The 23,254-nt window shown below is 34.1% G+C and carries 22 protein-coding genes and 4 tRNA genes; 25 read left to right on the top strand and 1 reads right to left on the bottom strand.

The window, feature by feature from the left end:
- Positions 1–26 precede the first annotated feature (26 nt).
- From mnmE to RAH41_RS17815, 6 genes are all read left to right on the top strand, one after another.
- Positions 27–1,403, top strand: a complete 1,377-nt coding sequence (gene mnmE, locus RAH41_RS17840) for a tRNA uridine-5-carboxymethylaminomethyl(34) synthesis GTPase MnmE (protein ID WP_331224385.1) — start codon at positions 27–29, stop codon at positions 1,401–1,403.
- A 20-nt stretch (positions 1,404–1,423) separates the two neighbouring features.
- Entirely contained in the window at positions 1,424–3,310 is a 1,887-nt protein-coding gene (gene mnmG, locus RAH41_RS17835) for a tRNA uridine-5-carboxymethylaminomethyl(34) synthesis enzyme MnmG (RefSeq protein ID WP_331224384.1), read from the top strand.
- Positions 3,311–3,331: 21 nt separating this feature from the next.
- The gene (gene rsmG, locus RAH41_RS17830) at positions 3,332–4,051 is read left to right on the top strand and encodes a 16S rRNA (guanine(527)-N(7))-methyltransferase RsmG (RefSeq protein ID WP_248267528.1); all 720 of its coding nucleotides are present in this window, start codon (positions 3,332–3,334) and stop codon (positions 4,049–4,051) included.
- A gap of 84 nt (positions 4,052–4,135) precedes the next feature.
- Positions 4,136–4,978 (top strand): nucleoid occlusion protein, encoded by an 843-nt coding sequence (gene noc, locus RAH41_RS17825; protein WP_331224381.1) that lies wholly within the window; start codon positions 4,136–4,138, stop codon positions 4,976–4,978.
- A gap of 127 nt (positions 4,979–5,105) precedes the next feature.
- The gene (locus tag RAH41_RS17820; RefSeq protein ID WP_025568951.1) at positions 5,106–5,867 is read left to right on the top strand and encodes a ParA family protein; all 762 of its coding nucleotides are present in this window, start codon (positions 5,106–5,108) and stop codon (positions 5,865–5,867) included.
- Positions 5,860–6,696 carry a ParB/RepB/Spo0J family partition protein gene (locus RAH41_RS17815; RefSeq protein WP_331224379.1) on the top strand — a complete coding sequence of 279 codons (837 nt, stop codon included), beginning with the start codon at positions 5,860–5,862 and terminating at the stop codon, positions 6,694–6,696. Before RAH41_RS17820 ends, RAH41_RS17815 begins: the two co-directional genes overlap by 8 nt.
- Before the next feature lie 104 nt (positions 6,697–6,800).
- Here RAH41_RS17815 and yyaC read toward each other — a convergent pair whose 3' ends face one another.
- Positions 6,801–7,388 (bottom strand): spore protease YyaC, encoded by a 588-nt coding sequence (gene yyaC, locus RAH41_RS17810; protein ID WP_049813552.1) that lies wholly within the window; start codon positions 7,386–7,388, stop codon positions 6,801–6,803.
- 193 nt (positions 7,389–7,581) lie between these two features.
- On the opposite strand from yyaC, the gene RAH41_RS17805 reads away from it, so the two are divergent.
- The 19 genes from RAH41_RS17805 to RAH41_RS17715 all read left to right on the top strand — a co-directional run bounded on the left by RAH41_RS17805 (position 7,582) and on the right by RAH41_RS17715 (position 23,254).
- Positions 7,582–8,478, top strand: a complete 897-nt coding sequence (locus tag RAH41_RS17805) for a mechanosensitive ion channel family protein (RefSeq protein ID WP_331224375.1) — start codon at positions 7,582–7,584, stop codon at positions 8,476–8,478.
- Between the two features lie 37 nt (positions 8,479–8,515).
- Entirely contained in the window at positions 8,516–8,713 is a 198-nt protein-coding gene (locus RAH41_RS17800) for a DUF951 domain-containing protein (RefSeq protein ID WP_098232427.1), read from the top strand.
- A gap of 163 nt (positions 8,714–8,876) precedes the next feature.
- The gene (gene ychF, locus RAH41_RS17795; protein ID WP_331224372.1) at positions 8,877–9,977 is read left to right on the top strand and encodes a redox-regulated ATPase YchF; all 1,101 of its coding nucleotides are present in this window, start codon (positions 8,877–8,879) and stop codon (positions 9,975–9,977) included.
- A 129-nt stretch (positions 9,978–10,106) separates the two neighbouring features.
- Positions 10,107–10,397 carry a 30S ribosomal protein S6 gene (gene rpsF / locus RAH41_RS17790; protein ID WP_088012667.1) on the top strand — a complete coding sequence of 97 codons (291 nt, stop codon included), beginning with the start codon at positions 10,107–10,109 and terminating at the stop codon, positions 10,395–10,397.
- A gap of 34 nt (positions 10,398–10,431) precedes the next feature.
- Entirely contained in the window at positions 10,432–10,917 is a 486-nt protein-coding gene (gene ssb / locus RAH41_RS17785; RefSeq protein ID WP_025568959.1) for a single-stranded DNA-binding protein, read from the top strand.
- Between the two features lie 80 nt (positions 10,918–10,997).
- Positions 10,998–11,231, top strand: a complete 234-nt coding sequence (gene rpsR / locus RAH41_RS17780) for a 30S ribosomal protein S18 (RefSeq protein WP_025568960.1) — start codon at positions 10,998–11,000, stop codon at positions 11,229–11,231.
- Positions 11,232–11,363: 132 nt separating this feature from the next.
- Positions 11,364–12,290 carry a YybS family protein gene (locus RAH41_RS17775; protein WP_331224371.1) on the top strand — a complete coding sequence of 309 codons (927 nt, stop codon included), beginning with the start codon at positions 11,364–11,366 and terminating at the stop codon, positions 12,288–12,290.
- A 92-nt stretch (positions 12,291–12,382) separates the two neighbouring features.
- A complete protein-coding gene (locus RAH41_RS17770) occupies positions 12,383–14,359 on the top strand; it encodes a DHH family phosphoesterase (protein ID WP_331224370.1) in 1,977 nt (658 codons plus the stop codon).
- The gene (gene rplI, locus RAH41_RS17765) at positions 14,356–14,799 is read left to right on the top strand and encodes a 50S ribosomal protein L9 (RefSeq protein WP_098429571.1); all 444 of its coding nucleotides are present in this window, start codon (positions 14,356–14,358) and stop codon (positions 14,797–14,799) included. Before RAH41_RS17770 ends, rplI begins: the two co-directional genes overlap by 4 nt.
- 27 nt (positions 14,800–14,826) lie before the next feature.
- Positions 14,827–16,185: a replicative DNA helicase gene (gene dnaB / locus RAH41_RS17760; protein ID WP_331224365.1), complete on the top strand. Its 1,359-nt coding sequence runs from the start codon at positions 14,827–14,829 to the stop codon at positions 16,183–16,185.
- 281 nt (positions 16,186–16,466) lie between these two features.
- Complete coding sequence (locus RAH41_RS17755) at positions 16,467–17,756, top strand: adenylosuccinate synthase (RefSeq protein ID WP_331224363.1); 1,290 nt, start codon at positions 16,467–16,469, stop codon at positions 17,754–17,756.
- Positions 17,757–17,896: 140 nt separating this feature from the next.
- Positions 17,897–17,969: transfer RNA gene (locus RAH41_RS17750), tRNA-Lys, on the top strand.
- A 19-nt stretch (positions 17,970–17,988) separates the two neighbouring features.
- A tRNA-Glu gene (locus RAH41_RS17745) sits at positions 17,989–18,060 on the top strand.
- A 23-nt stretch (positions 18,061–18,083) separates the two neighbouring features.
- Positions 18,084–18,159 (top strand) — tRNA-Asp (locus RAH41_RS17740).
- A 6-nt stretch (positions 18,160–18,165) separates the two neighbouring features.
- A tRNA-Phe gene (locus tag RAH41_RS17735) sits at positions 18,166–18,238 on the top strand.
- A 340-nt stretch (positions 18,239–18,578) separates the two neighbouring features.
- On the top strand, positions 18,579–19,283 hold the full coding sequence (gene yycF, locus RAH41_RS17730) for a response regulator YycF (protein ID WP_331224361.1): 705 nt from the start codon (positions 18,579–18,581) through the stop codon (positions 19,281–19,283).
- Positions 19,283–21,118 carry a cell wall metabolism sensor histidine kinase WalK gene (gene walK / locus RAH41_RS17725; RefSeq protein ID WP_331224359.1) on the top strand — a complete coding sequence of 612 codons (1,836 nt, stop codon included), beginning with the start codon at positions 19,283–19,285 and terminating at the stop codon, positions 21,116–21,118. Before yycF ends, walK begins: the two co-directional genes overlap by 1 nt.
- On the top strand, positions 21,115–22,467 hold the full coding sequence (locus RAH41_RS17720) for a YycH family regulatory protein (protein ID WP_331224357.1): 1,353 nt from the start codon (positions 21,115–21,117) through the stop codon (positions 22,465–22,467). Before walK ends, RAH41_RS17720 begins: the two co-directional genes overlap by 4 nt.
- Entirely contained in the window at positions 22,454–23,254 is an 801-nt protein-coding gene (locus tag RAH41_RS17715) for a two-component system regulatory protein YycI (RefSeq protein ID WP_331224356.1), read from the top strand. The genes RAH41_RS17720 and RAH41_RS17715 overlap by 14 nt, the downstream gene beginning before the upstream one ends.

Raw genomic sequence — 23,254 nt, 5'->3', positions numbered from 1 at the left:
TTAACATGCTCCGAGGTGATTTTTTGATGGAATTCGATACAATTACAGCCATATCGACACCAAAAGGCGAAGGTGCAATTGCCATCGTTCGATTAAGTGGCGATGAAGCTGTTCAAATAGCGAATAAATTATTTAAAGAAAAAGATTTAAATAGAGTAGATTCACACACAATTCATTACGGACATTTAGTCGATCCAAGTTCCGGAAATACTGTTGAGGAAGTTATGGTCTCGATCTTAAGGGCACCAAAAACGTTTACACGTGAAGATGTTGTCGAAATAAATTGTCATGGTGGAATTTTTTCAGTTAATAAAGTACTTGAATTAGTACTATCACAAGGGGCTAGATTAGCGGAGCCTGGTGAATTTACAAAAAGAGCATTTCTTAATGGACGCATCGACCTATCTCAGGCCGAAGCAGTAATGGATTTAATCCGTTCGAAGACTGACAGAGCAATGGCGATTGCGATGAACCAAGTAGAAGGTCGATTGTCTAAGTTAGTTAATAGCTTAAGACAAACATTACTTGAAATTTTAGCCCATATTGAAGTAAATATTGATTACCCTGAATATGATGATGTTGAAGAAATGACCAATACTGTTTTAATTGAAAAAGCAAAAACAGTTCGGGTTGAGATACAAAAACTGCTAGAAACATCAAAACAAGGTAAAATTTTACGTGAAGGACTATCTACTGTCATTATAGGGAGACCTAATGTCGGGAAATCGTCTCTTTTAAACACACTTGTCCAAGAAAGCAAAGCAATTGTTACTGATATTCCAGGGACAACGCGTGATGTTATTGAAGAATACGTAAATGTAAAAGGTGTGCCATTACGCCTAATTGATACAGCTGGTATTCGTGAAACTAAGGATGTTGTAGAAGCAATCGGTGTTGAAAGATCTAAAAAAGTATTGAATTTAGCTGACTTAGTTTTATTTGTTTTAAATAATAATGAGCAATTAAGTGAAGAAGACCGTAAATTATTTGAAGAAATGAGCGGTAAAGACGTAATTGTGATCATTAACAAAACTGATTTGTCACAAAAACTTGATATGAATGCAGTAAAGGCGTTAGTTGGTAATGCTACAATTGTGACAACTTCCTTAAAAGAAGAAAAAGGAATTGATGATTTAGAAAAAGCAATAGCCAACTTATATTTTGAAGGGCAAATTGAGGCACAAGATTTAACTTATTTATCTAATGCTAGACATATAGCGCTATTAAAACAATCAGAACAGACAATTAATGACGCAATTGAGGCCATGAAAAATGGTATGCCGATTGACTTAGTACAGATTGACTTAACAAGAGCATGGGAATTATTAGGTGAAATCGTTGGAGATACAGTTCAGGAAAGTTTAATCAACCAGCTATTTTCTCAATTCTGTTTAGGAAAATAAAATGGTTAGGAGGAGAAAAGATGAGTTTTGAAGCAGGCAATTATGATGTAATCGTTATTGGAGCTGGTCACGCCGGGTGTGAAGCCGGTTTGTCAGCAGCTCGAATGGGTGCAAAAACACTAATGCTAACAATAAATCTTGATATGGTTGCATTTATGCCTTGTAACCCATCAGTAGGTGGTCCTGCCAAGGGGATTGTTGTACGTGAAATTGATGCACTTGGCGGTGAAATGGGTCGAAATATCGATAAAACACATATTCAAATGAGAATGTTAAATACAGGTAAAGGTCCGGCAGTACGCGCATTGCGTGCTCAAGCGGATAAATTTGCTTATCAACATGAATTAAAGAAAACGATTGAAAACACTGAGAATCTAACACTAAAGCAAGGATTAGTAGAAAGATTAATTGTAGAAGATGGACAATGCACAGGTGTAATTACACAAACTGGTGCAATTTATCGTTCAAAAACAGTTGTCATTACAACTGGTACTTTTTTACGCGGAGAAATTATTGTAGGAGAATTAAAATACTCAAGTGGTCCTAATAACCAACAACCAGCAATTAAGCTTTCTGAGCACTTAGAGGAATTAGGAATAGAACTTGTTCGTTTTAAAACAGGTACCCCTCCTCGAGTAAATAGTCATAGCATCGATTATTCAAAAACAGAAATACAACCTGGCGATGATGTACCTCGTGCATTTTCATTCGAAACAGAACCAGTTGAAACAGAACAAATTCCTTGTTGGTTAACTTATACAAGTGAAACTACACATCAAATCATCGACGATAACTTACACCGTTCGCCGATGTACTCTGGTATGATTAAAGGTACTGGGCCACGTTATTGTCCTTCTATTGAGGATAAAGTTGTCCGATTTAATGATAAACCAAGACATCAAATTTTCTTAGAGCCAGAAGGAAGAAATACTCAAGAAGTTTATGTACAAGGATTATCAACTAGTTTACCAGAAGATGTACAAGAAAAGATGCTTCGTTCAATTGCAGGTCTTGAGAATGTTCAAATGATGAGAACTGGATATGCAATTGAATATGATGCGATTGTACCAACTCAATTATGGCCAACATTGGAACTTAAACAAATTAAGAATCTGTATACTGCAGGTCAAATTAACGGAACTTCAGGTTATGAAGAAGCAGCGGGTCAAGGTTTAATCGCAGGAATTAACGCTGCATGTCGTTCACTAGATAAAGAAGAGTTAATTTTAGATCGTTCTGAAGCTTACATTGGCGTTTTAATAGATGACCTGGTAACTAAAGGAACAAATGAACCATACCGTCTTCTTACTTCTAGAGCAGAATATCGTTTATTATTACGTCACGATAATGCTGATTTACGTTTAACTAAAATCGGCAAAAAACTTGGTTTAATAAATGATGAAAGATATGCAGAGTTTGAACAAAAGAAAATGTTAATTGAAGAAGAAATAGAGCGTTTAAAAGCAACACAATTAAGACCTACAAAAGAAGTACAGGAATTAATTGCAAAAGTAGGTGGTAGCGAACTGAAAGATGGCATTCGTGCAGCAGATCTTTTGCGACGTCCTGAAATGCTTTATGAGCATATCCATCTTCTTGCTCCATCTGAAAAAGAATTACATCCAGATGTTAAAGAACAAGTTGAAATACAAATTAAGTATGAAGGTTATATTGAAAAATCATTAAATCAAGTAGAACGTATGAAAAGAATGGATTTAAAGAAAATCCCTGAAAATATCGATTATCAAGCTATTCACGGCCTTGCTACTGAAGCAAGACAAAAGCTTGAGCAAGTGCGCCCTCTATCAGTAGGTCAAGCTTCTCGTATATCTGGTGTTAATCCAGCAGATATTTCAATTCTACTTGTTTATTTAGAACAAGGAAAAATTGCAAGAATATCGAACTAATAATAGATAGGGGTATTACAAGTGAATAAAGAACAATTTATCGCTGCTCTTAAAGATAAAGGAATCCATTTGTCTGATTTTCAATTAAAACAATTTGATATATATTTTCACACATTAGTTGAGTGGAACAATAAAATGAACTTAACTGCTATTACAGAAGAAGACGAAGTATATTTAAAGCATTTTTATGATTCCATTAGCGCTGCCTTTTATTTCGACTTCGCTGATGAAATTACCTTGTGTGATATCGGTGCAGGAGCGGGCTTCCCCTCTATCCCAATCAAAATATGTTTCCCATCTATCAAATTAACGATCGTAGACTCCCTTCAAAAAAGAATTACATTTCTAAACCATTTAGCGAAGGAATTACAATTAGAGAATGTATCATTTATTCATGATCGAGCAGAAACTTTTGCTAAAAGAACTGGTATGAGAGAATCTTTCGATGTTGTAACTGCTAGAGCGGTTGCTAGAATGTCTGTTTTAACTGAATTATGCTTACCACTTGTTAGACAAAATGGCCATTTTGTTGCACTTAAGGGTGCGGCAGGTCAAGAAGAGTTGGATAAAGCAAATTATGCTATAAAAACACTTGGTGGAGAAGTTAAATCAATTAATCACTTCACTCTCCCAAGCGAAGACAGTGATCGAAATATTGTTATAGTAGAAAAGAAACGTAAAACGCCAACGAAGTACCCTCGCAAACCGGGTACCCCTGGTAAAGAACCATTAGAGGTTTAATATGATAAACTAACAAATGTTTCACGTGAAACATTTGTTATGTTTACCTATTGTGAACGAAATTCTAAAAGGGTGGGAATCACATTGAAAAGCACATTATCTAGGTTATTTGGCTTATCAGAAAAAGAAATTAATGAAGATTCGGTTTCGAGTAATGAAGTTATTCGCCAAATTCCAGTATCAGACATTGTACCGAATCAGTATCAGCCTAGAACATTCTTTGATGATGAAAAAATTAAAGAACTAGCGCTAACGATTCGAACTCATGGTATTATTCAGCCAATTGTTGTTAGGGAAATTAGACCAAACTTTTATGAAATAATTGCCGGGGAAAGAAGATTCAGAGCTGTTTCATCGTTAGGTTGGGATACAATTCCTGCAATTGTGAAAACATTTAACGATACAGAGACTGCCTCCGTTGCTCTGATTGAAAACTTACAACGTGAAGAACTATCTCCTTTTGAAGAAGCCGTAGCTTACCAAAAACTAATTGATTTACATAACTTAACTCAAGAGGCTCTAGCTCAGCGACTAGGTAAAGGCCAGTCAACTGTTGCAAATAAACTGAGATTGTTAAAACTTCCTGGGGAAATACAACAAGCATTATTGGATAAGTCGATTACGGAACGTCATGCACGAGCACTTATTCCATTAAAGTTACCTCAACTACAAATTACTCTTCTTCATGAAATAATTGAAAAACAGTTAAATGTAAAACAAACTGAAGAACGGGTAATTACATTACTTACCGAGAAAAAACCGAAGGCTAAACGTAAATTTAAGGCCATTAGTAAAGACATTAGAATTGCGATGAACACGATCCGTGAATCTTTACAGATGGTTACTAAAACAGGCATGAATATTGATAGTCAAGAAGAAGAACATGATGACTATTACCAAATAACAATTAAAATACCAAAAAAATAAACATTAAATTCACCTCTTTTCAGTGGTGAATTTTTTTATTCATTTTTAAATCAAGACACAACGATGAATCTATTCATGGTAAAATAGAGAATAAGAATTGTTTGTTGTGGAAGGAGTAGATTACATAGTGGTTAAAGTAATCTCTATAGCTAATCAAAAAGGTGGTGTTGGTAAGACTACAACATCAGTAAATTTAAGTGCTTGTTTAGCTCACTTAGGAAAAAAAGTATTACTAGTCGATATAGATCCTCAAGGTAATGCAACTAGTGGTATTGGAATTGAAAAAGCTGATGTAAATCAGTGTGTTTACAATGTATTAGTTGATGATGTTGAGGCGAAAAATGTCATTTTAAACACTGCTATTCCAAATTTTGATATTATTCCAGCAACAATTCAACTTGCTGGAGCAGAAATTGAATTAGTTCCTACTATTTCTAGAGAAGTACGATTAAAACGTGCTTTAGATACAGTAAAAGGTAACTATGATTATATTTTAATAGATTGTCCTCCATCACTAGGTTTATTAACTTTAAACTCACTAACTGCATCTGATTCGATTATTATTCCAGTTCAGTGTGAGTATTACGCACTTGAAGGTTTAAGTCAGCTATTAAGTACTGTACGTTTAGTACAAAAACATTTAAATAAAAATTTAGCAATTGAAGGCGTATTGTTAACAATGCTAGATGCTCGTACAAATTTAGGGCTCCAAGTTATAGAAGAAGTAAAAAAATATTTTCAAGATCGCGTCTATAAATCAATTATTCCAAGAAATGTACGCTTAAGTGAAGCACCAAGTCATGGTAAACCGATCATTACATATGATCCAAAGTCAAGAGGTGCAGAAGTATATCTCGATTTAGCAAAGGAAGTGATTGATAATGGCTAAAGGTTTAGGAAAAGGTATTGGAGCTTTTTTTCAAGATATAAATCAACAAGAAGAGTTAGTTCAGGAAATTGATCTTAAAGAACTTAGACCTAATCCATACCAACCTCGCAAAGTATTTGATGAGACTGCAATGTTGGAATTAACTCAGTCAGTAATTGAACATGGGATTCTTCAACCAATCATTGCTAGAAAAAGCATAAAAGGTTTCCAAATTGTTGCTGGAGAAAGAAGATATCGCGCTGCAAAAAATGCAGGTTTGAATACAGTTCCAGTTATTGTAAGAGACCTTACTGAAGAGCAAATGATGGAGTTAGCTGTATTAGAAAATCTACAGCGAGATGATTTAAATCCTCTTGAAGAAGCTGAAGCATATCAAACTTTAATTGAACAATTACACTTAACACAAGAACAACTGGCAAAGAAACTTGGAAAAAGTCGTCCGCATATTGCTAACTATTTAAGGATTTTAACATTACCTAATTCTGTTCAAAAAATGGTTGAAGAAGGTACTCTCTCGATGGGACACGGAAGAGCACTTTTAGGACTAAAACGAAAAGGGTTAATTGAAAGTACCGCACTAAAAGTAATTGAAAAAAACTTAAGTGTTCGTGAGGTTGAAACGTTAGTTAATGATTTAAATGAAAATGTTTCACGTGAAACATCAAAGAAAAATCCAACTAAGAATATATTTTTTAGTGAGTATGAGGATCTTTTACAAGAAAAATTCGGAACGTCAGTTAAAATTAAATCGGCAAAAGATAAAGGGAAAATAGAAATCCAATTCTTTAACAAAGAAGATTTAGAGAGAATTCTTTCGATTATTAAATGAGTTACTCATAGGGAATATTAAATGTGTTGGCGTCCAATGCAGTTAATACTCCCTTTTTGTTTTTTTTTGACATTTTCATCCTTGAAAGTTAGGAAACTATTATGTTAAAAATCTAATTGGCACGTAAATTTTCTTTCGGTTTCTTTTATTGAATTCGCAATAAACTTAGCCATTTTCATTACAAGGCTTAATCTAGTATTTTGGAGAACGTAGAATTCCATAAATCCACTAACATTCACAACTCCGGTTAAATTAATTTCACCAACTAAAGGTAATTCTTTTTTCATTGCTGCACCTGGTTTTAACGGACCATTAGATAGGCGTACGCTACCAATACTTTTTACTCTGCCTAGACATGCATCAACAGCAATGATAAATGGATTATTATACTTGCCTTTAATTCTTTCAAGTTGTTCTGAAAGATTTAACGCATGAATTGGCTCATCAAGAGTACCATAATAATGAAACCTACTTAAGTTTAGTTCTCCTAACATGGTTCCAACTAAAGGACCTAAAGAGTCTCCCGTAGAACGGTCAGTTCCAATACATACAAAAACAATTTCTTTAGTGTGTACACTAGGAAGCGACTTACATAAACGATCTGCAAATCTGTTAATAGCGTTTTCGTCATCTAGAAATACAGAATAATCATCTTTGAATAGGTTACGCAAAGGATTTGCTGAAAATTGCATAATATCGCCTACTTTTCATTTAAGAGAGTAGTAATAGTTTATGCAAAATTTAAACAATTTATACTTTCGTCAAGCGATCTTCATTATTAAATTAAACTATTATTACATTTGTACATTTTTGTAGTTTTAAAATGATAATTCGTTTAGTATTACGTTTGAAGTTACTTGAAAATAGATAGGGGGAAAAGACAGTATGAATAATACAGCAGATAAAATAGAAAATGCTGAAAAAGTAATAAAAAAAAGCATGCTAACTCCAGAACAATGGGACACAATTTTAAATTCATCAATAAAAATAGCTCTTATTATTATCGTTTCAGTAGTAGCTGTAAAACTCGGGAGAAAATTAATTCGTAATCTCTTAAAGGTTAATGCTAGAGGACCATTACAAGTATCAGAGCGAAGATCAGTAACACTTATTAAATTGATGGAAAATGTACTTGCATATGTCATATTCTTTATTGCTGCTTTGACGATTCTCCCGATATTTGGTGTGGAAATAAAAGGGCTTTTAGTTGGAGCTGGAATAGGTGGCGTAGCAATTGGTTTTGGTGCACAAAGCTTAGTAAAAGATATCATTTCTGGATTTTTTATTTTGTTTGAAGATCAATTCTCTGTTGGTGATTACATTAGAGTTCAAACTTTCGAAGGAACAGTATTATCAATCGGTTTAAAAACAACTAAAATTAGAAGCGGGACAGGTGAGCTTCATATCATCCAAAATGGAATGATTACTGAAGTAACCAATTTTTCATTACATAATGCTGTAGCAATGGTCGATGTTAGTATTTCGTATGAAGGGGATATTGAACATGCGCAAAATGTAATTGAAGAGCATTTAGAAACGATGCCAGCTAGATATGAAGAAATGGTAAAACCTCCAGAGTTTCTTGGGATACAAAACTTAGGACCAACTGAAGTAACATTACGAATCTCTTCAGAAGTTAGAGCAATGACACAGTTTAAAATTGCTAGAGCAATTCGAAAAGAAATTAAGGAAGTACTTGAAAGAAATAACATAGAAATTTCATATCCAAAGATGGTATTATATAAACAACCAGAAACTAAAAATGAAAATGCGAATGTCTAGTTTGTATGCTACTATTTTAAGGAAGTGAAGTTTTCACATGGAAGAAAAAGAATTTAATCTAAATGATATAGTAGAAATGAAAAAACCTCATCCTTGTGGAGTGAACAGATGGAAAATTATTCGAATGGGTATGGACATTCGATTAAAATGTGAGGGATGTGAGCATAGCGTTTTAATACCTCGCAGAGAGTTCACACGAAAATTAAAAAAGGTTTTAGTTCGATCGGAAGAGTAGGACGATTTTTAAATCAAAGGGTATCTAGTAGAGCAATTTGAAGGATCGCTCGTATTAGATACCTTTCGTATGTTTAGAATTAATATTCAGATTTTCTTGTTATTTTTTTTTGAAATCAATATAATTGTGAAAGATTAACTAAGTTCGTATAGGAGTGGAAAATATGCCATTAACAGCAGGGATCGTAGGATTACCAAACGTAGGAAAGTCGACATTATTTAATGCAATTACACAAGCCGGTGCTGAATCAGCAAACTATCCGTTTTGTACAATTGATCCAAACGTAGGTGTGGTAGAAGTACCAGATTACCGTTTAGTAAAATTAACTGAATTAGTTCAACCTAAAAAAACTGTTCCAACAACATTTGAATTCACTGATATCGCAGGAATCGTTAAAGGTGCAAGTAAAGGTGAAGGATTAGGAAATAAGTTTTTATCTCATATTCGTGAAGTAGACGCAATTTGCCAAGTAGTACGTTGCTTTGCAGATGATAATATTACTCACGTATCTGGAAAAGTAGATCCAATTGCAGATATTGAAACAATTAACTTAGAACTAATTCTTGCAGACTTAGAATCAGTTGAAAAACGTATTGATCGTGTAGCTAAATTAGCGAAACAAAAAGATAAAGATGCATCTTTTGAACATGAAATTTTAGTAAAATTAAGAGAAGCTTTTGAAAATGACAAGCCAGCTCGTTCAGTAGAGTTTACGGAAGAGCAAATGAAAGTAGTAAAAGGGTTACACTTATTAACGACTAAGCCAATGCTTTATATCACTAATGTTGGTGAGGATGACATTGCAGATGCTTCATCTAACGAATACGTAGAAAAAGTAAGAGAGTTTGCAGCTGAAGAAGGTTCTCAAGTAATCGTAATCAGCGCAAAAATTGAAGAAGAAATTGCTGAGTTAGATGATGAAGAAAAACGTACATTCCTTCAAGAACTTGGAATTGAAGAATCAGGTTTGGATCAATTAATTCGTGCAGCTTATTCTTTATTAGGATTGGCAACTTATTTCACTGCGGGGGTACAAGAAGTAAGAGCATGGACATTTAAAAGAGGTATGAAAGCTCCACAATGTGCTGGCGTAATTCATAGTGACTTCGAACGTGGATTTATCCGCGCAGAAACAGTTTCTTTTGAGGATCTAGCGAATTATGGTAACATGACGGCTGCAAAAGAAGCAGGTAAAGTTCGTCTTGAAGGTAAAGAGTACATTGTACAAGATGGAGACGTAATGCATTTCCGATTTAATGTTTAATGAAATAGCAACTGAATTATTGATTTGCTATCTAAAAAAAACTATGCTATAATTTTAACTCGTGAGTGATTAATTAAATTGCTCCTTGCCCTTAATTGGGCCGTTAGACCAAAAGGAGGTGACATTGTGATGAATAAATACGAAATCATGTACATCGTTCGTCCAAACATGGAAGACGAGGCACAAAAAGCATTAGTTGAGCGTTTCAACAGCGTTTTAACTGAACAAGGTGCTGAAATCACAAACGTTAAAGAGTGGGGTAAACGTCGTTTAGCTTATGAAATTAACGATTTCCGTGATGGACACTACATGCTTGTAAACGTTTCTGCTAAGCCAGAAGCAGTACAAGAATTCGATCGTTTAGCGAAAATCAGCGAAGATATCATCCGCCACATCGTTATCCGTGAAGAAGAAAAATAATATTTTTTAAATGCTTTAGGGAGGTAGGAATCAGATGATCAATCGTGTTGTACTTGTAGGTCGCTTAACAAAGGATCCGGACTTACGTTATACGCCAAGTGGGGTTGCCGTAGCAACATTTACTCTAGCGGTGAATCGTACCTACTCAAATCAGCAAGGTGAAAGAGAAGCAGATTTTATTAACTGCGTAATCTGGAGAAAGCCTGCTGAAAACGTAGCAAACTTCTTGAAAAAAGGAAGCTTAGCTGGGGTTGAGGGACGTATTCAAACTAGAAGTTTTGATGGTCAAGATGGTAAGAGAGTATATGTAACTGAAGTTGTAGCTGACTCTGTTCAATTCTTAGAACCAAGAAATGCATCAGGTAACCAAGGTGGTTCATTCGGTATGAATCAACAAAATCAAGGTTTTAACGCTGGAAATCCTTTCGAAGCACCATCTCAGAAGCCTAGCTTTAATGATGATCCATTTGGTGGGACAAGCAAAACGATTGATATTACTGATGACGATCTTCCTTTCTAATAATAAAAACACTGTAATGTTGAACGGTTAGCATTACTAAAAAACTAATTTTTAAGTAGAGGAGGGAAATAACAATGGCAATGGGTGGACGCAAAGGTGGACGCGCTAAACGTCGTAAAGTTTGTTACTTTACTTCAAATGGCATCACTACAATCGACTTCAAAGATACTGAGTTATTAAAACGTTTCGTTTCTGAGCGTGGTAAAATTTTACCTCGTCGTGTAACTGGTACTTCTGCGAAATACCAACGTAAATTAACGATCGCAATCAAACGCGCTCGTCAAATGGCTTTATTACCATACGTAGCTGAATAAGCTAAGTAATAAAAAGTACAGCATTCTCGTGCTGTACTTTTTTTGTATTTATGAAAAAATAAGTTTTATGGTAAAATAAGAAATAGTATGCTTATCGAGAAATAAGTAGAGGTAGTTGAAAGGAGCTTTATTTTGAAATCGACTCGATTTATTACCGAGGGTGCAGTACTATTAGCTATTTACTCAGTACTACTGTTAATATTTAGATTTGTACCGTTTCTCTCAATTTTTATGGCATTCCTTATGCCACTGCCGTTTATTATTCTAAGTATTAAATACTCAATTAAGGAATCACTTTTACTTTGCTGTGTGGCTCTGGGATTAACTATTGTGATTACCTCATTTAATTTACTTCCAATTACTTTAATGTACTCAACAGTTGGTATAGCAATTGGATATTTATTAAAGAATGAGCGAAGTAAAGGCGAGATCTTACTTACTAGTACCTTTTTATATTTAATACATACAGTACTATCTTACATACTATTCAAAGCTGTTTTTCATATTGATTTCATTAAAGAGAATATAGACTTGGCAACGGAAGCTATAGAAAAAAGTAAGGAACTTAGTGCAAGTCTTGGTACAAACGCCAATGAAAAGGCATTAGATAGTCTTACAAATGCTATTAAATTAATCCCTACATTAATTCCTTCATTATTGTTAATGGTCAGTTTTATACTTGCTTTTTTAACACAACTAGTAACTTTTCCATTAATTAGAAGATTAGGTTATAAAACTCCGAAATTTAAGCCATTTAGAGAGTTTAGACTACCAGTAGGATTCATGTGGTTCTTTTTAATTGTCATGATTTTTTCATTTTTCAATTTGAAACAAAGTAGTTTCCTCAGTACGGCAGTGATTAACTTAACATATGTGCTTCAAATTTTACTGCTCGTTCAAGGTTACGCATCGATATTTTATTTTAGTTATATAAAACATTTTTCTAAAGCGGTACCAATTATTATACTGATCGCAAGTTTTATCATTCAACCATTAATTTATATTGTTTTACTGATTGGAATTGTCTCAATTGGAATATTTAATAGAAGAAAAATTTAAATTTAAAAACATATTTGTTACTAATTTGTTGTGAAAAAGTGAATAAACTTTAATATGTAAGTTAGATTTTATTTGGCTTAGGGGTTGAACATATGCAAGATTTTCATAAGAAACAGATGTTTCTTATACCCGTCTATCTTTTAACTGCTCTTTCAGTGTTTCTGATCGGAACTGTAGTCTATATTCAACCTAAAATAGGGATAATTTTTATCATTATCTTTCTATGCGTTATTTTTCTAGTTGTAAAGCTAGAAATTAAGTATCGCTACGTTTTAGATATGTATATAGAATCAGTTATGTCGAGAGTGAAAAATTTAAGTAACGAAGCAATTACAGAAATGCCAATTGGAGTTTTACTTTATGATAGAGAGTACCATATTGAATGGGGCAATCAATATATTTTAAATATTTTAGACGATCGTTCATTAATTGGTAAACACATATATGATCTATCTGAAGGATTAATGGCTTTAATTTCTAAAAAAGAGAAAAAAGAAGATGTATTAAATATAAGTAAAAGAACTTATCGGGTAGTTATTAAAAGAGAAGAGCGTTACATTTACTTATTTGATGTGACAGAACAGGCGCAACTAGAGAAGTTATACGAAGATCAAAGAACAGTAATCGGAATTATTTTACTAGATAATTACGATGAAATGACACAGGGCTTAGATGATCAGGAGAGATCTAGTGTAAATGGGGCAGTTACAACAATATTAAATAGTTGGGCTAATAGCCATGGAATGTTCTTGAAACGTGTTTCATCTGATCGATATAGTGTAGTTTTAAATGAAGGAATTTTGGCGGCATTAGAGAATAATAAATTTTCGATATTAGACCAAGTAAGGGAAGAAACTACAAAGCGTAATTTACCTCTTACTCTAAGCGTCGGTGTCGGAGTAGGCAGTTTAAATTTAACCGAACTTGGCCAACTAGCTCAATCTGGTTTAGATTTAGCACTAGGGCGCGGGGGAGATCAAGTTACTGTTAAAAACATTAACGGTAAAGTAAAGTTTTTTGGTGGAAAAACAAACCCTGTAGAAAAGAGGACGAGGGTTAGAGCAAGGGTAATTTCGCATGCATTAAGAGATTTAATGAAGAGTAGCACTAACGTTATGATAATGGGTCATAAGTTACCTGACATGGATGCTCTTGGTTCAGCAGTTGGTATCTTAAAAATGGTAATGCACAATGAAGTGGATGGTTATGTAGTAATTAATAAAAATGAAGTAGATAAAAGTGTTAATCGCTTGATGAGGGAAATGTCTAAAAATGAACAATTTATGTCTTGTTTTATTTCATCCGAAAAAGCAAAAGAACTTATTTCTGAAGATACATTAATAATCGTAGTAGATACTCATAGACCAACAATGGTAGAAGAAGAATCACTTCTAAATGAGACAGATAAAATTGTTGTTATAGACCATCATCGAAGAGGAGAGGACTTCATAAAAGATGCCATTCTTGTTTATATGGAGCCTTACGCTTCCTCTACTGCAGAATTAGTAACTGAGTTATTGGAATACCAACCTAAAAAAATAAAATTAAGCATGCTTGAGGCAACAGCTTTACTTGCAGGTATTATTGTTGATACAAAGAGTTTTACTTTCCGAACAGGAGCAAGAACTTTTGATGCAGCGTCATACTTGCGTTCGAATGGCGCAGATACGATCCTCGTTCAAAATTTACTAAAACAAGATATGAATGAATATATTCGCAAAGCAGAATTGATAGAGGAAGCCTATATGTATAAAGAGGGCTTTGCGATTAGCTTTGGAAAAGACAATGTAAACTACGATCAAGTTTTAATCGCAAAGGCAGCAGATACATTATTAACGATGACGGATGTCATTGCATCTTTTGTTATTGCGAAAAGATCAGATAATGTTGTTAGCATTAGCAGTCGTTCATTAGGGAATATAAATGTTCAGTTAATAATGGAAGAGCTTGGCGGTGGCGGTCACTTAACAAATGCTGCTGCACAAATTGAATCTTCTTCAATCAGAGAAGTTGAACAACAATTATTGAGAATAATCGATGAATATATTGAAGGGAGAACGAACAAATGAAAGTAATTTTCTTAAAGGATGTAAAAGGAAAAGGTAAAAAAGGAGAAACTAAAAATATTGCAGATGGTTATGCAAGCTTCTTAATCAAAAACGGAGATGCTATTGAAGCTACTGCAGGTAATATGAAAACTCTTGAAGCGAAAAAAAATAAAGAATTAAAAGATGCACAAATCGAATTAGAAAATTGTAAAAAGCTAAAAGAAACAATTGAAACTTTAACAGTAGAACTAAAAGCTAAATCAGGTGAGGGTGGTCGTCTTTTCGGATCAATCACAAGCAAACAAATTGCAGATGAGCTTAATAAAGTACATGGTATTAAATTAGATAAGCGTAAATTCGAAATGAATGACGCGATTAGAGCGCTAGGTGTAACTAATATTAAAGTAAAATTACATCCTGAAGTAAGTGCAACTTTGAAAGTACACGTTAAAGAACAATAAGAAAAACAAGCATCTGGAGGACTAGAAATGAGTGATATGCTAAATGATCGTACTCCACCACAGAATATAGAAGCTGAACAGGCTGTATTAGGAGCCATATTGTTAGACTCAGAGGCGCTAATATCAACTTCAGAACGGCTTTTACCAGATGACTTTTATCGAGCTGCCCATCAAAAAATATTTGAAGCGATGCTTAAGATTGCTTCAAGGAATGAGCCTCTTGATGTTATCACGTTAACTTCTGAACTAGCTAATCAGGGAGTTTTAGAAGAAGTAGGAGGAGTATCATACTTAAATGATTTGCTGGCTTCAGTACCAACGGCATCTAACGTTGAATACTATGCAAAGAGCGTTGAAGAAAAATCTACTTTAAGAAGATTAATAAGAACTGCTACAAATATTGTAACGGAAAGCTATGCGCCAGATATTCCAGTAGATGTTGTACTAAACGAGGCTGAAAAAAGTATTTTAAAAGTAGCTCAGCGCACAAACGTTTCTGGCTTTCAAAGTATTAAAGATGTAGTATTTACTACATTTAGTAAAATTGAGACCTTATTTAATCAACGTGGCGAAATCACTGGCGTACCGACAGGTTTTACTGATTTAGATCGTATGACAGCTGGATTCCAGCCGAATGACTTAATTATAGTAGCTGCCCGTCCTTCTGTAGGTAAAACAGCTTTTGCGTTGAATATCGCACAAAACGTAGCGACTAAAACAGATGAAAACGTAGCAATTTTCAGTCTCGAGATGGGAGCGGATCAGCTTGTAATGCGTATGCTTTGTGCGGAAGGAAATATTAATGCACAGGCATTGCGTACAGGTAATCTCGAACAAGAGGACTGGAATAAGCTTACGATGGCTGCTAGTAGCCTAGCTGGTACAGGCATATATATTGATGACACACCTGGTATTAGAGTAAATGACATCCGTGCTAAGTGTAGAAGGTTGAAGCAAGAGCATGGCTTAGGAATGATCCTAATTGATTATCTACAGCTTATTCAAGGTAACGGCAAAAGTGGAGAAAATCGTCAACAAGAAGTATCTGAAATTTCACGATCTCTTAAAGGGCTGGCCAGAGAATTAAAAGTACCTCTAATAGCCTTATCTCAGTTATCACGAAGCGTTGAGTCAAGACAGGATAAACGTCCAATGATGTCTGATATCCGTGAATCAGGAAGTATTGAACAAGATGCGGATATTGTTGCGTTCTTATACCGAGACGATTACTACGATAAAGAATCAGAGAATAAAAATATTATTGAAATCATAATTGCTAAACAAAGGAATGGTCCAGTAGGTACTGTTTCATTAGCATTCGTAAAAGAATATAACAAGTTCGTAAACTTAGAACGAAGGTTTGATGAGCAAGCACCAGGTGCCTAAAAATTATTTGGAATCAGATAGTCGCAAATCTGTTTAATCAGTCTGATTTCTACTAATTGACTTGGGATGCCATCTGAAAAATAATCACATAGTGAATCTATGTGATTATTTTTTTTTGTTAGGGCAAACTATTTTCATCAAATTCTTTAGTTTGTATTTACGAACAAATAAAACTTAGAACAGAATTATTCAAAGAGATTCATTGACAAATTCCGTAAGTTTGATATACTAGTTTTGGTTTTAGTTCGGAAATAGCGTATTTTAATCGGAGGTGCAGTACATTGTCATCAGTAGTAGTAGTTGGTTCTCAATGGGGAGACGAAGGAAAAGGAAAAATAACTGACTTTTTATCACAACAGGCAGAAGTAGTTGCTAGATATCAAGGTGGTAACAACGCAGGTCATACAATCGTATTTAATGGTGAAAAGTACAAACTTCATTTAATTCCATCAGGTATTTTCTTCTCAGATAAAATTTGTGTTATTGGGAATGGTATGGTTGTAGATCCTAAAGCTTTAGTTCAAGAGCTAGCATACCTACATGATAAAGGTGTTACAACTGACAACTTACGTATTAGTAACCGTGCTCATGTTATCTTGCCTTATCATTTAAAACAAGATGAGTTAGAAGAAGAGCGTAAAGGTGATAATAAAATTGGTACTACTAAAAAAGGTATTGGACCAGCGTATATGGACAAAGCTGCTCGTGTGGGAATCCGTATGGCAGACCTTTTAGATAAAGAAGAGTTTTACGAAAAATTAAAACGTAACCTTGAAGAGAAAAATAATTTATTCGAAAAAATGTATGATTCAAATGCATTAAATATCGAAGAGATTTTTGAAGAATATTATGAGTTCGGACAACAAATTAAAAAATATGTGTGTGATACTTCTGTTGTATTAAATGATGCAATTGATGGTGGAAAACGCGTATTATTTGAAGGCGCACAAGGTGTAATGCTGGATATCGACCAAGGTACATACCCATTCGTTACTTCTTCTAACCCAGTTGCAGGTGGAGTAACAATTGGATCTGGTGTTGGTCCAACAAAAATTAATCATGTTGTTGGTGTTTGTAAAGCTTACACTACTCGCGTTGGTGAAGGTGCATTCCCAACTGAGCTTTTCGACGAAGTTGGAAATACAATTCGTGAAGTAGGTCGCGAGTACGGAACAACTACTGGAAGACCAAGACGTGTAGGTTGGTTTGATAGTGTAGTAGTTCGCCACGCTCGTCGCGTTAGTGGTATTACTGATTTATCACTTAACTCAATTGACGTATTAACAGGTCTAGAGACTGTAAAAATTTGCGTTGCATATAAATTCCGTGGAGAAACAATTACTGAGTTCCCTGCTAGCTTAAAACAACTTGCAGAATGTGAGCCAGTTTATGAAGAACTTCCAGGTTGGACAGAAGATATTACAGGAGTTAAAACTCTTGATGAACTACCAGTTAATGCAAGACATTATGTAGAACGTGTGTCTCAATTAGTAGGTATTCCATTATCTGTATTCTCAGTAGGTCCAGATCGTAATCAAACGAATATCGTACGTAACGTTTACGGAGCTTAATTTAATAAAAAGCCCTTAAATAAAAATTTAGGGGCTTTTATTATTTTTTTAAAAAAACTATTGCAAAACTGTTAGAATGTATGATAAGATAATTCTTGTCGTCATAACTAGTACATAGTTTATGAAGTTAATTATTTTATGAGCCATTAGCTCAGTAGGTAGAGCATCTGACTTTTAATCAGAGGGTCGAAGGTTCGAATCCTTCATGGCTCATCTTTTCTTAAATTAATGTGGCCCGTTGGTCAAGCGGTTAAGACACCGCCCTTTCACGGCGGTAACACGGGTTCGAGTCCCGTACGGGTCATCCTTTTTTAATAAAATTATCTTGGTCCCGTGGTGTAGCGGTTAACATGCCTGCCTGTCACGCAGGAGATCGCCGGTTCGATCCCGGTCGGGACCGCCATATATTGGCTCGGTAGCTCAGTCGGTAGAGCAGAGGACTGAAAATCCTCGTGTCGGCGGTTCGATTCCGTCCCGAGCCATCATAAAAACTACTGTATATACAGTAGTTTTTTATTTTATATGAACCTTATAAAATAGAATAAAAACAGTTCGATTTTACAAAAAAACCTACTTAATTTAAAATAGAAGTAAGTGGAGTAGACCTCTAGCAACAACTAGCTAGAGGTTTTTTTCAAAAATCTAGTGTTTATATACAAAAAGAATAACACGTAAGATCGTAGTCGTATTATATTTAGAGAGATAGTCCACAAAACGAAATTACTATGATAAGTTTATTTGTTGCCTAATTTAATATTAAATAGCAAAAGATATGTATAGAATTGACGGTAGCAAAAACTGACTAGAAAAGGAGTGCGGGGAATGAATAAAAAAATATTAATAGTCGATGATGAAAAACCAATTGCTGATATATTGAAGTTTAATTTAGAAAAAGAAGGTTTTGAAATTGTTTGCGCGTATGATGGAGAGGAAGCATTACAAAAAGTAGATGAGTTTCTTCCAGATCTAGTTTTATTAGATATTATGTTACCTATTAGAGATGGTTTAGAAGTTTGTAGAGAAATAAGAAAGAACCATGAAATGCCGATCATTATGATTACAGCAAAAGACTCAGAATTAGATAAAGTACTTGGTTTAGAAATGGGAGCAGATGACTACGTTACAAAACCATTTAGTACACGTGAGTTACTTGCTAGAGTAAAAGCAAATTTACGTAGACACCAAACAGGAACTACAGCTGAAAAAGAAGAGTCCGTTGAAGTTATTATTGGCTCGCTTGTTATCAATCCAAACGCTTATATCGTAACAAAGCGTGGCGAGAAGATTGAATTAACTCACCGCGAATTTGAATTACTATATTACTTAGCGAAGCATATCGGACAGGTTATGACGAGAGAACATTTACTTCAAACTGTTTGGGGTTATGATTACTTTGGAGATGTACGAACTGTCGATGTAACAATTCGAAGACTTCGTGAAAAAATTGAGGACAATCCAAGTTATCCACTTTTCATTGTAACAAGAAGAGGAGTAGGATATTACCTGCGTGATCCGGAGCAAGATTAATGGCAGCTTATAATAAAGTTGGTTTATTTAAATCAATTGTATTTAAATTTGTACTTGTTTATATATTACTGATCTTGGTGGCTATGCAAATTATTAGCGTTTATTTTTCAAGAGAGCTCGAAAAGCAACTTGTAAACAGTTTTACAGTTGCGATAAACGAACGTGCTAAGTTATTGGCTTACAATATAAAAATTGAGTATGAAAAAAAGAAAACACTAGATGATCCAGAAGTAAAAGCTAATATCCAAAAAATAGTTTCTGACTTCGGAAAGAATATTGGAATATCAGACGTAAGAGTTATTAACCAAAATAGTGAAGTCATTGCTACTTCGGATTCTAGTAATCGGTCTATTGTTGGTAAAAGGACGACTGATATTTTAGTTAAAAGAGCTCTTTTAGTAGGTACTAGAACTGAGAAAGTGTTAATTGATCCTAAAAATGGTCATCGAATGAAAACGATTGTTACCCCAGTAATGGAAGGTGACGAGATTGTTTCAGCCATTTACACAAGTGCTTCCATGGAAAGCACTTATGAAAGAATGGAGTTAATTAATCGAATTTTTTCAACTGGTACACTTATTGCCGTCGCGATTACTTCAATTTTAGGGATATTATTGGCTAAAGCAATTACGAAGCCAATCTCTGAAATAAGAAGACAGGCCCAAGAAATGGCGAAAGGAAATTTCTCTCGCAAATTAAAGGCCTATAGTGAAGATGAGATTGGTGAATTAACGATATCATTTAATAATCTATCGCGTAATTTACAGCAAGCCAGAGCTTCAACGGATGGAGAAAGAAGAAAGCTTCAATCAGTACTTGAGCATATGTCAGATGGGGTTATTGCAACTGACCGTAGAGGGAAGATTATTCTCTTAAACGATCCAGCTGAAACGATGCTTAATGTTTCACGTGAAACAGTTTTAAATAAATCAATCTTAGAAGTATTGGGAATCGAAAAGGTTAATACTTTAGATGATTTATACGATGAGCCTGATTCAATTATGTTAGATTATAGCGATAATAAGAGACCAATGATTCTACGAGCTAGCTTTTCAACTATACAAAAAGAGTCTGGTAAAGTTAATGGTCTAATCGCGGTACTCTATGATGTAACTGAACAGGAAAAAATAGAGCAAGAGCGTAGAGAGTTTGTCGCAAATGTTTCGCATGAATTAAGAACACCGTTAACAACGATGAGAAGTTATTTAGAAGCATTGTCAGATGGAGCTTGGGAGAATAAAGACATTGCACCTAAGTTTTTACAAGTAACCCAAGATGAAACAGAGCGAATGATTCGATTAGTTAATGACTTATTACAATTATCTAAGTTAGATAGTACAGAATATCGTTTAATGAAAGATTGGGTTAACTTTACAGAATTATTTAATCGTATAATTGATCGACATGAAATGAGTAAGTCTCAAGAAGTATCGTTCAAACGTGAGTTTATAAGTAAGACAAGATTTGTATTTATAGATGAAGATAAAATTACACAAGTGTTAGATAATATTATTTCAAATGCACTAAAGTATTCACCAGAGGGTGGGACTGTGACTTATCGTATTAAAGAGTCTAGAGATCAAATATTAGTTAGTATTACTGACGAAGGTATGGGAATTCCAAAAGAAAATCTTTCAAAGATATTTGATCGTTTTTATCGAGTAGATAAAGCTAGATCGAGACAAGTTGGGGGCACTGGCCTAGGGCTTGCTTTGGCAAAAGAAATGATTTACGCGCACGATGGTCATATATGGGCTAAAAGTGAAGAAGGAAAGGGTACAACAGTCTATTTCACACTTCCAGTGGCTGATGACCAAGAGGATGAGTGGGAATGAGAAAAGAACATATAAAATCAGTTATATTAACTATTCTTGTTATCGTAAGCTTAGTTCTTTCATATAGCTTATGGTCATATCAACCAACATATGATGTACTTCAAAATCAAGATTATGTCCAAAAAGTTTCGATTGGTGCAAAAAGAGACTTTAAGGACATAGTCATTCCGAATTTATTAGTTGTTCATGAATCAAATAAAAATTATGAAACAACTAAACAGGGGAATATAACACCAATTTATAGATCATTGCAGAAATCGGAAATCACAAATTTTGAAAACCTTACAAATAAAACGTCTGAAGTTGCCTACCAATCAATTACAAAAGGAAAGAATAAATTAGAAATTATTTTTCCAACTGTAGTGCCAGTAGAAACATTAGGTAAAGTTCTTAATCTAGATGCAAAACGATTACAAAATGTTTTATTTGACCGAATAATCATCAATTTATCTACTAAACAGGATTCTTCAGCAAGGATCTATTTTTCAAATGAAGCACAAAATATTCTTTATGGAGCAACCTTTGATAACTCTTCAATTATTGCTTCAGTTGAAAAGATTAGAGATAATTACGAAAGCTTTACTGAGAGCTTAAGATATAAGTTAGATTCAGGTAAAATAATTTATTTACCTAAAAAACCAATCAAATTAACAACGATGGAGTTCCTTACAACGGATATAGATGTTGATAAATTAAAAGATGCAATATTTAGTGATCCTTCAAATGTCCGAAAAGAAAGTACTGATTCAGGAGATACATTCACAGACGGTACTAGATTAATGTCAGTTTCACCATTAAATCGTTCAATTTCATTTGTTAACCCGACAACACCTGAAAATAATAATAATCAAAGTCCTAATTTATTAGTTCAAAGAAGTGTTGATTTTATTAATGCTCATGGTGGTTGGACTGATGGATATATTTTGTCTGGTGTTAAACCTGAGAATAACGAAGTTTCATTTAGACTTTTTGTAAATAATTTACCTGTGTATAATAATTCAACAATTACGACGAGTTGGGGAGTAGACGATATAGAAACCTTTAAACGTCCATTGTATAAATTTAGAATCCAGGTCGACAAGAAGGAAAGTGAAATGGAATTAATGGCTGGTCCTCAAATTATGGAGATCATATCTAATAATAAGTCTATTAATAAATCCCTTATTAAGGATATTAGCTTAGGATACGAGACGATATTTGATGAAGACAAATCAACTATCAATCAGCCGTACTATAATAGAGCAATCCAGTTAAAACCTGTTTGGATTATAAATTACGATGACACATATAAGAAGATTGATCAAGATTTGCTAAGTAGAACTGGGGTGAATATTGTTGGATTGGAGTAGGATCAAAACAATATTTATTTTAACTTTCTTAGTATTAGATTTATTTTTAGCGATTCAATATTATCAAAAGCGAAGTAGCGATCAGTTTGATACGATGGCAGAATCGAGTATTGAGGAGCAATTAAAGGAAAATGATATCACATATGTGACATTACCTAAAAATTCTTTAAAGGAATCTTATATATCGGGTAATAGTAAGGATTTCTCGAAGAAAACAACTATTGCTGATAGAAAAGGACAGAATATACAAATTTACAAAGACGTATTACAAAGTCAATTGAAAAAACCAATACCAATTGCAGAGACAAATAAAATACTCTTCTTAGAAAACTTCGTGAAGGAGTATGTTTGGAATGGTGGTAACTATCGTTATTGTCAAATAGATCCAACTTCAAAAACGATATACTTCTGTCAAACCTATAAAGATCGCTTAATTTATAATATCGAAAGCTCAGTAGTTGAAATAAAGTATAACGATAATAACGAGATTTACGGGTATCGCCAAAGATATTTAGAAAACTTAAAAGAAATGATCGATAAAAAGAATGTGCAAGAAGCTTTACCAGCAATTAAGGCCATTGAAAATTTATTTGTAAAAGATGAATTAAAACCAAGCGATCGAATTACAAAAGTTGATTTTGGCTATTATACAGTAATCCCGTTATCGAATGGTGTTAAATTCATAGCACCAGCGTGGCATATAGTTGTAAATGAACAGCAGGATTACTTTGTTAATGCTATTGAGGGACAAATAATTAAGATAGATAAAGAACAATGGAGTGAATAG

Origin of the sequence: Gottfriedia acidiceleris (genome assembly GCF_036421055.1) — a bacterium.
Lineage (GTDB): Bacteria > Bacillota > Bacilli > Bacillales > Bacillaceae_G > Gottfriedia > Gottfriedia acidiceleris_C.
The sequence above is the reverse complement of the archived record's forward strand: the minus strand, read 5'-3'. Positions and strand labels throughout refer to the sequence as shown.

What these genes read in the sequence shown, in the direction of transcription:
- mnmE (WP_331224385.1), top strand. Translation starts at nt 27, where the DNA reads ATGGAATTCGATACAATTACAGCCATATCGACACCAAAAGGCGAAGGT.
- mnmG (WP_331224384.1), top strand. Translation starts at nt 1,424, where the DNA reads ATGAGTTTTGAAGCAGGCAATTATGATGTAATCGTTATTGGAGCTGGT.
- RAH41_RS17815 (WP_331224379.1), top strand. Translation starts at nt 5,860, where the DNA reads ATGGCTAAAGGTTTAGGAAAAGGTATTGGAGCTTTTTTTCAAGATATA.
- yyaC (WP_049813552.1), bottom strand. Translation starts at nt 7,388, where the DNA reads ATGCAATTTTCAGCAAATCCTTTGCGTAACCTATTCAAAGATGATTAT.
- RAH41_RS17805 (WP_331224375.1), top strand. Translation starts at nt 7,582, where the DNA reads ATGAATAATACAGCAGATAAAATAGAAAATGCTGAAAAAGTAATAAAA.
- RAH41_RS17800 (WP_098232427.1), top strand. Translation starts at nt 8,516, where the DNA reads ATGGAAGAAAAAGAATTTAATCTAAATGATATAGTAGAAATGAAAAAA.
- ychF (WP_331224372.1), top strand. Translation starts at nt 8,877, where the DNA reads ATGCCATTAACAGCAGGGATCGTAGGATTACCAAACGTAGGAAAGTCG.
- rpsF (WP_088012667.1), top strand. Translation starts at nt 10,107, where the DNA reads ATGAATAAATACGAAATCATGTACATCGTTCGTCCAAACATGGAAGAC.
- ssb (WP_025568959.1), top strand. Translation starts at nt 10,432, where the DNA reads ATGATCAATCGTGTTGTACTTGTAGGTCGCTTAACAAAGGATCCGGAC.
- rpsR (WP_025568960.1), top strand. Translation starts at nt 10,998, where the DNA reads ATGGGTGGACGCAAAGGTGGACGCGCTAAACGTCGTAAAGTTTGTTAC.
- RAH41_RS17770 (WP_331224370.1), top strand. Translation starts at nt 12,383, where the DNA reads ATGCAAGATTTTCATAAGAAACAGATGTTTCTTATACCCGTCTATCTT.
- rplI (WP_098429571.1), top strand. Translation starts at nt 14,356, where the DNA reads ATGAAAGTAATTTTCTTAAAGGATGTAAAAGGAAAAGGTAAAAAAGGA.
- dnaB (WP_331224365.1), top strand. Translation starts at nt 14,827, where the DNA reads ATGAGTGATATGCTAAATGATCGTACTCCACCACAGAATATAGAAGCT.
- yycF (WP_331224361.1), top strand. Translation starts at nt 18,579, where the DNA reads ATGAATAAAAAAATATTAATAGTCGATGATGAAAAACCAATTGCTGAT.
- walK (WP_331224359.1), top strand. Translation starts at nt 19,283, where the DNA reads ATGGCAGCTTATAATAAAGTTGGTTTATTTAAATCAATTGTATTTAAA.
- RAH41_RS17720 (WP_331224357.1), top strand. Translation starts at nt 21,115, where the DNA reads ATGAGAAAAGAACATATAAAATCAGTTATATTAACTATTCTTGTTATC.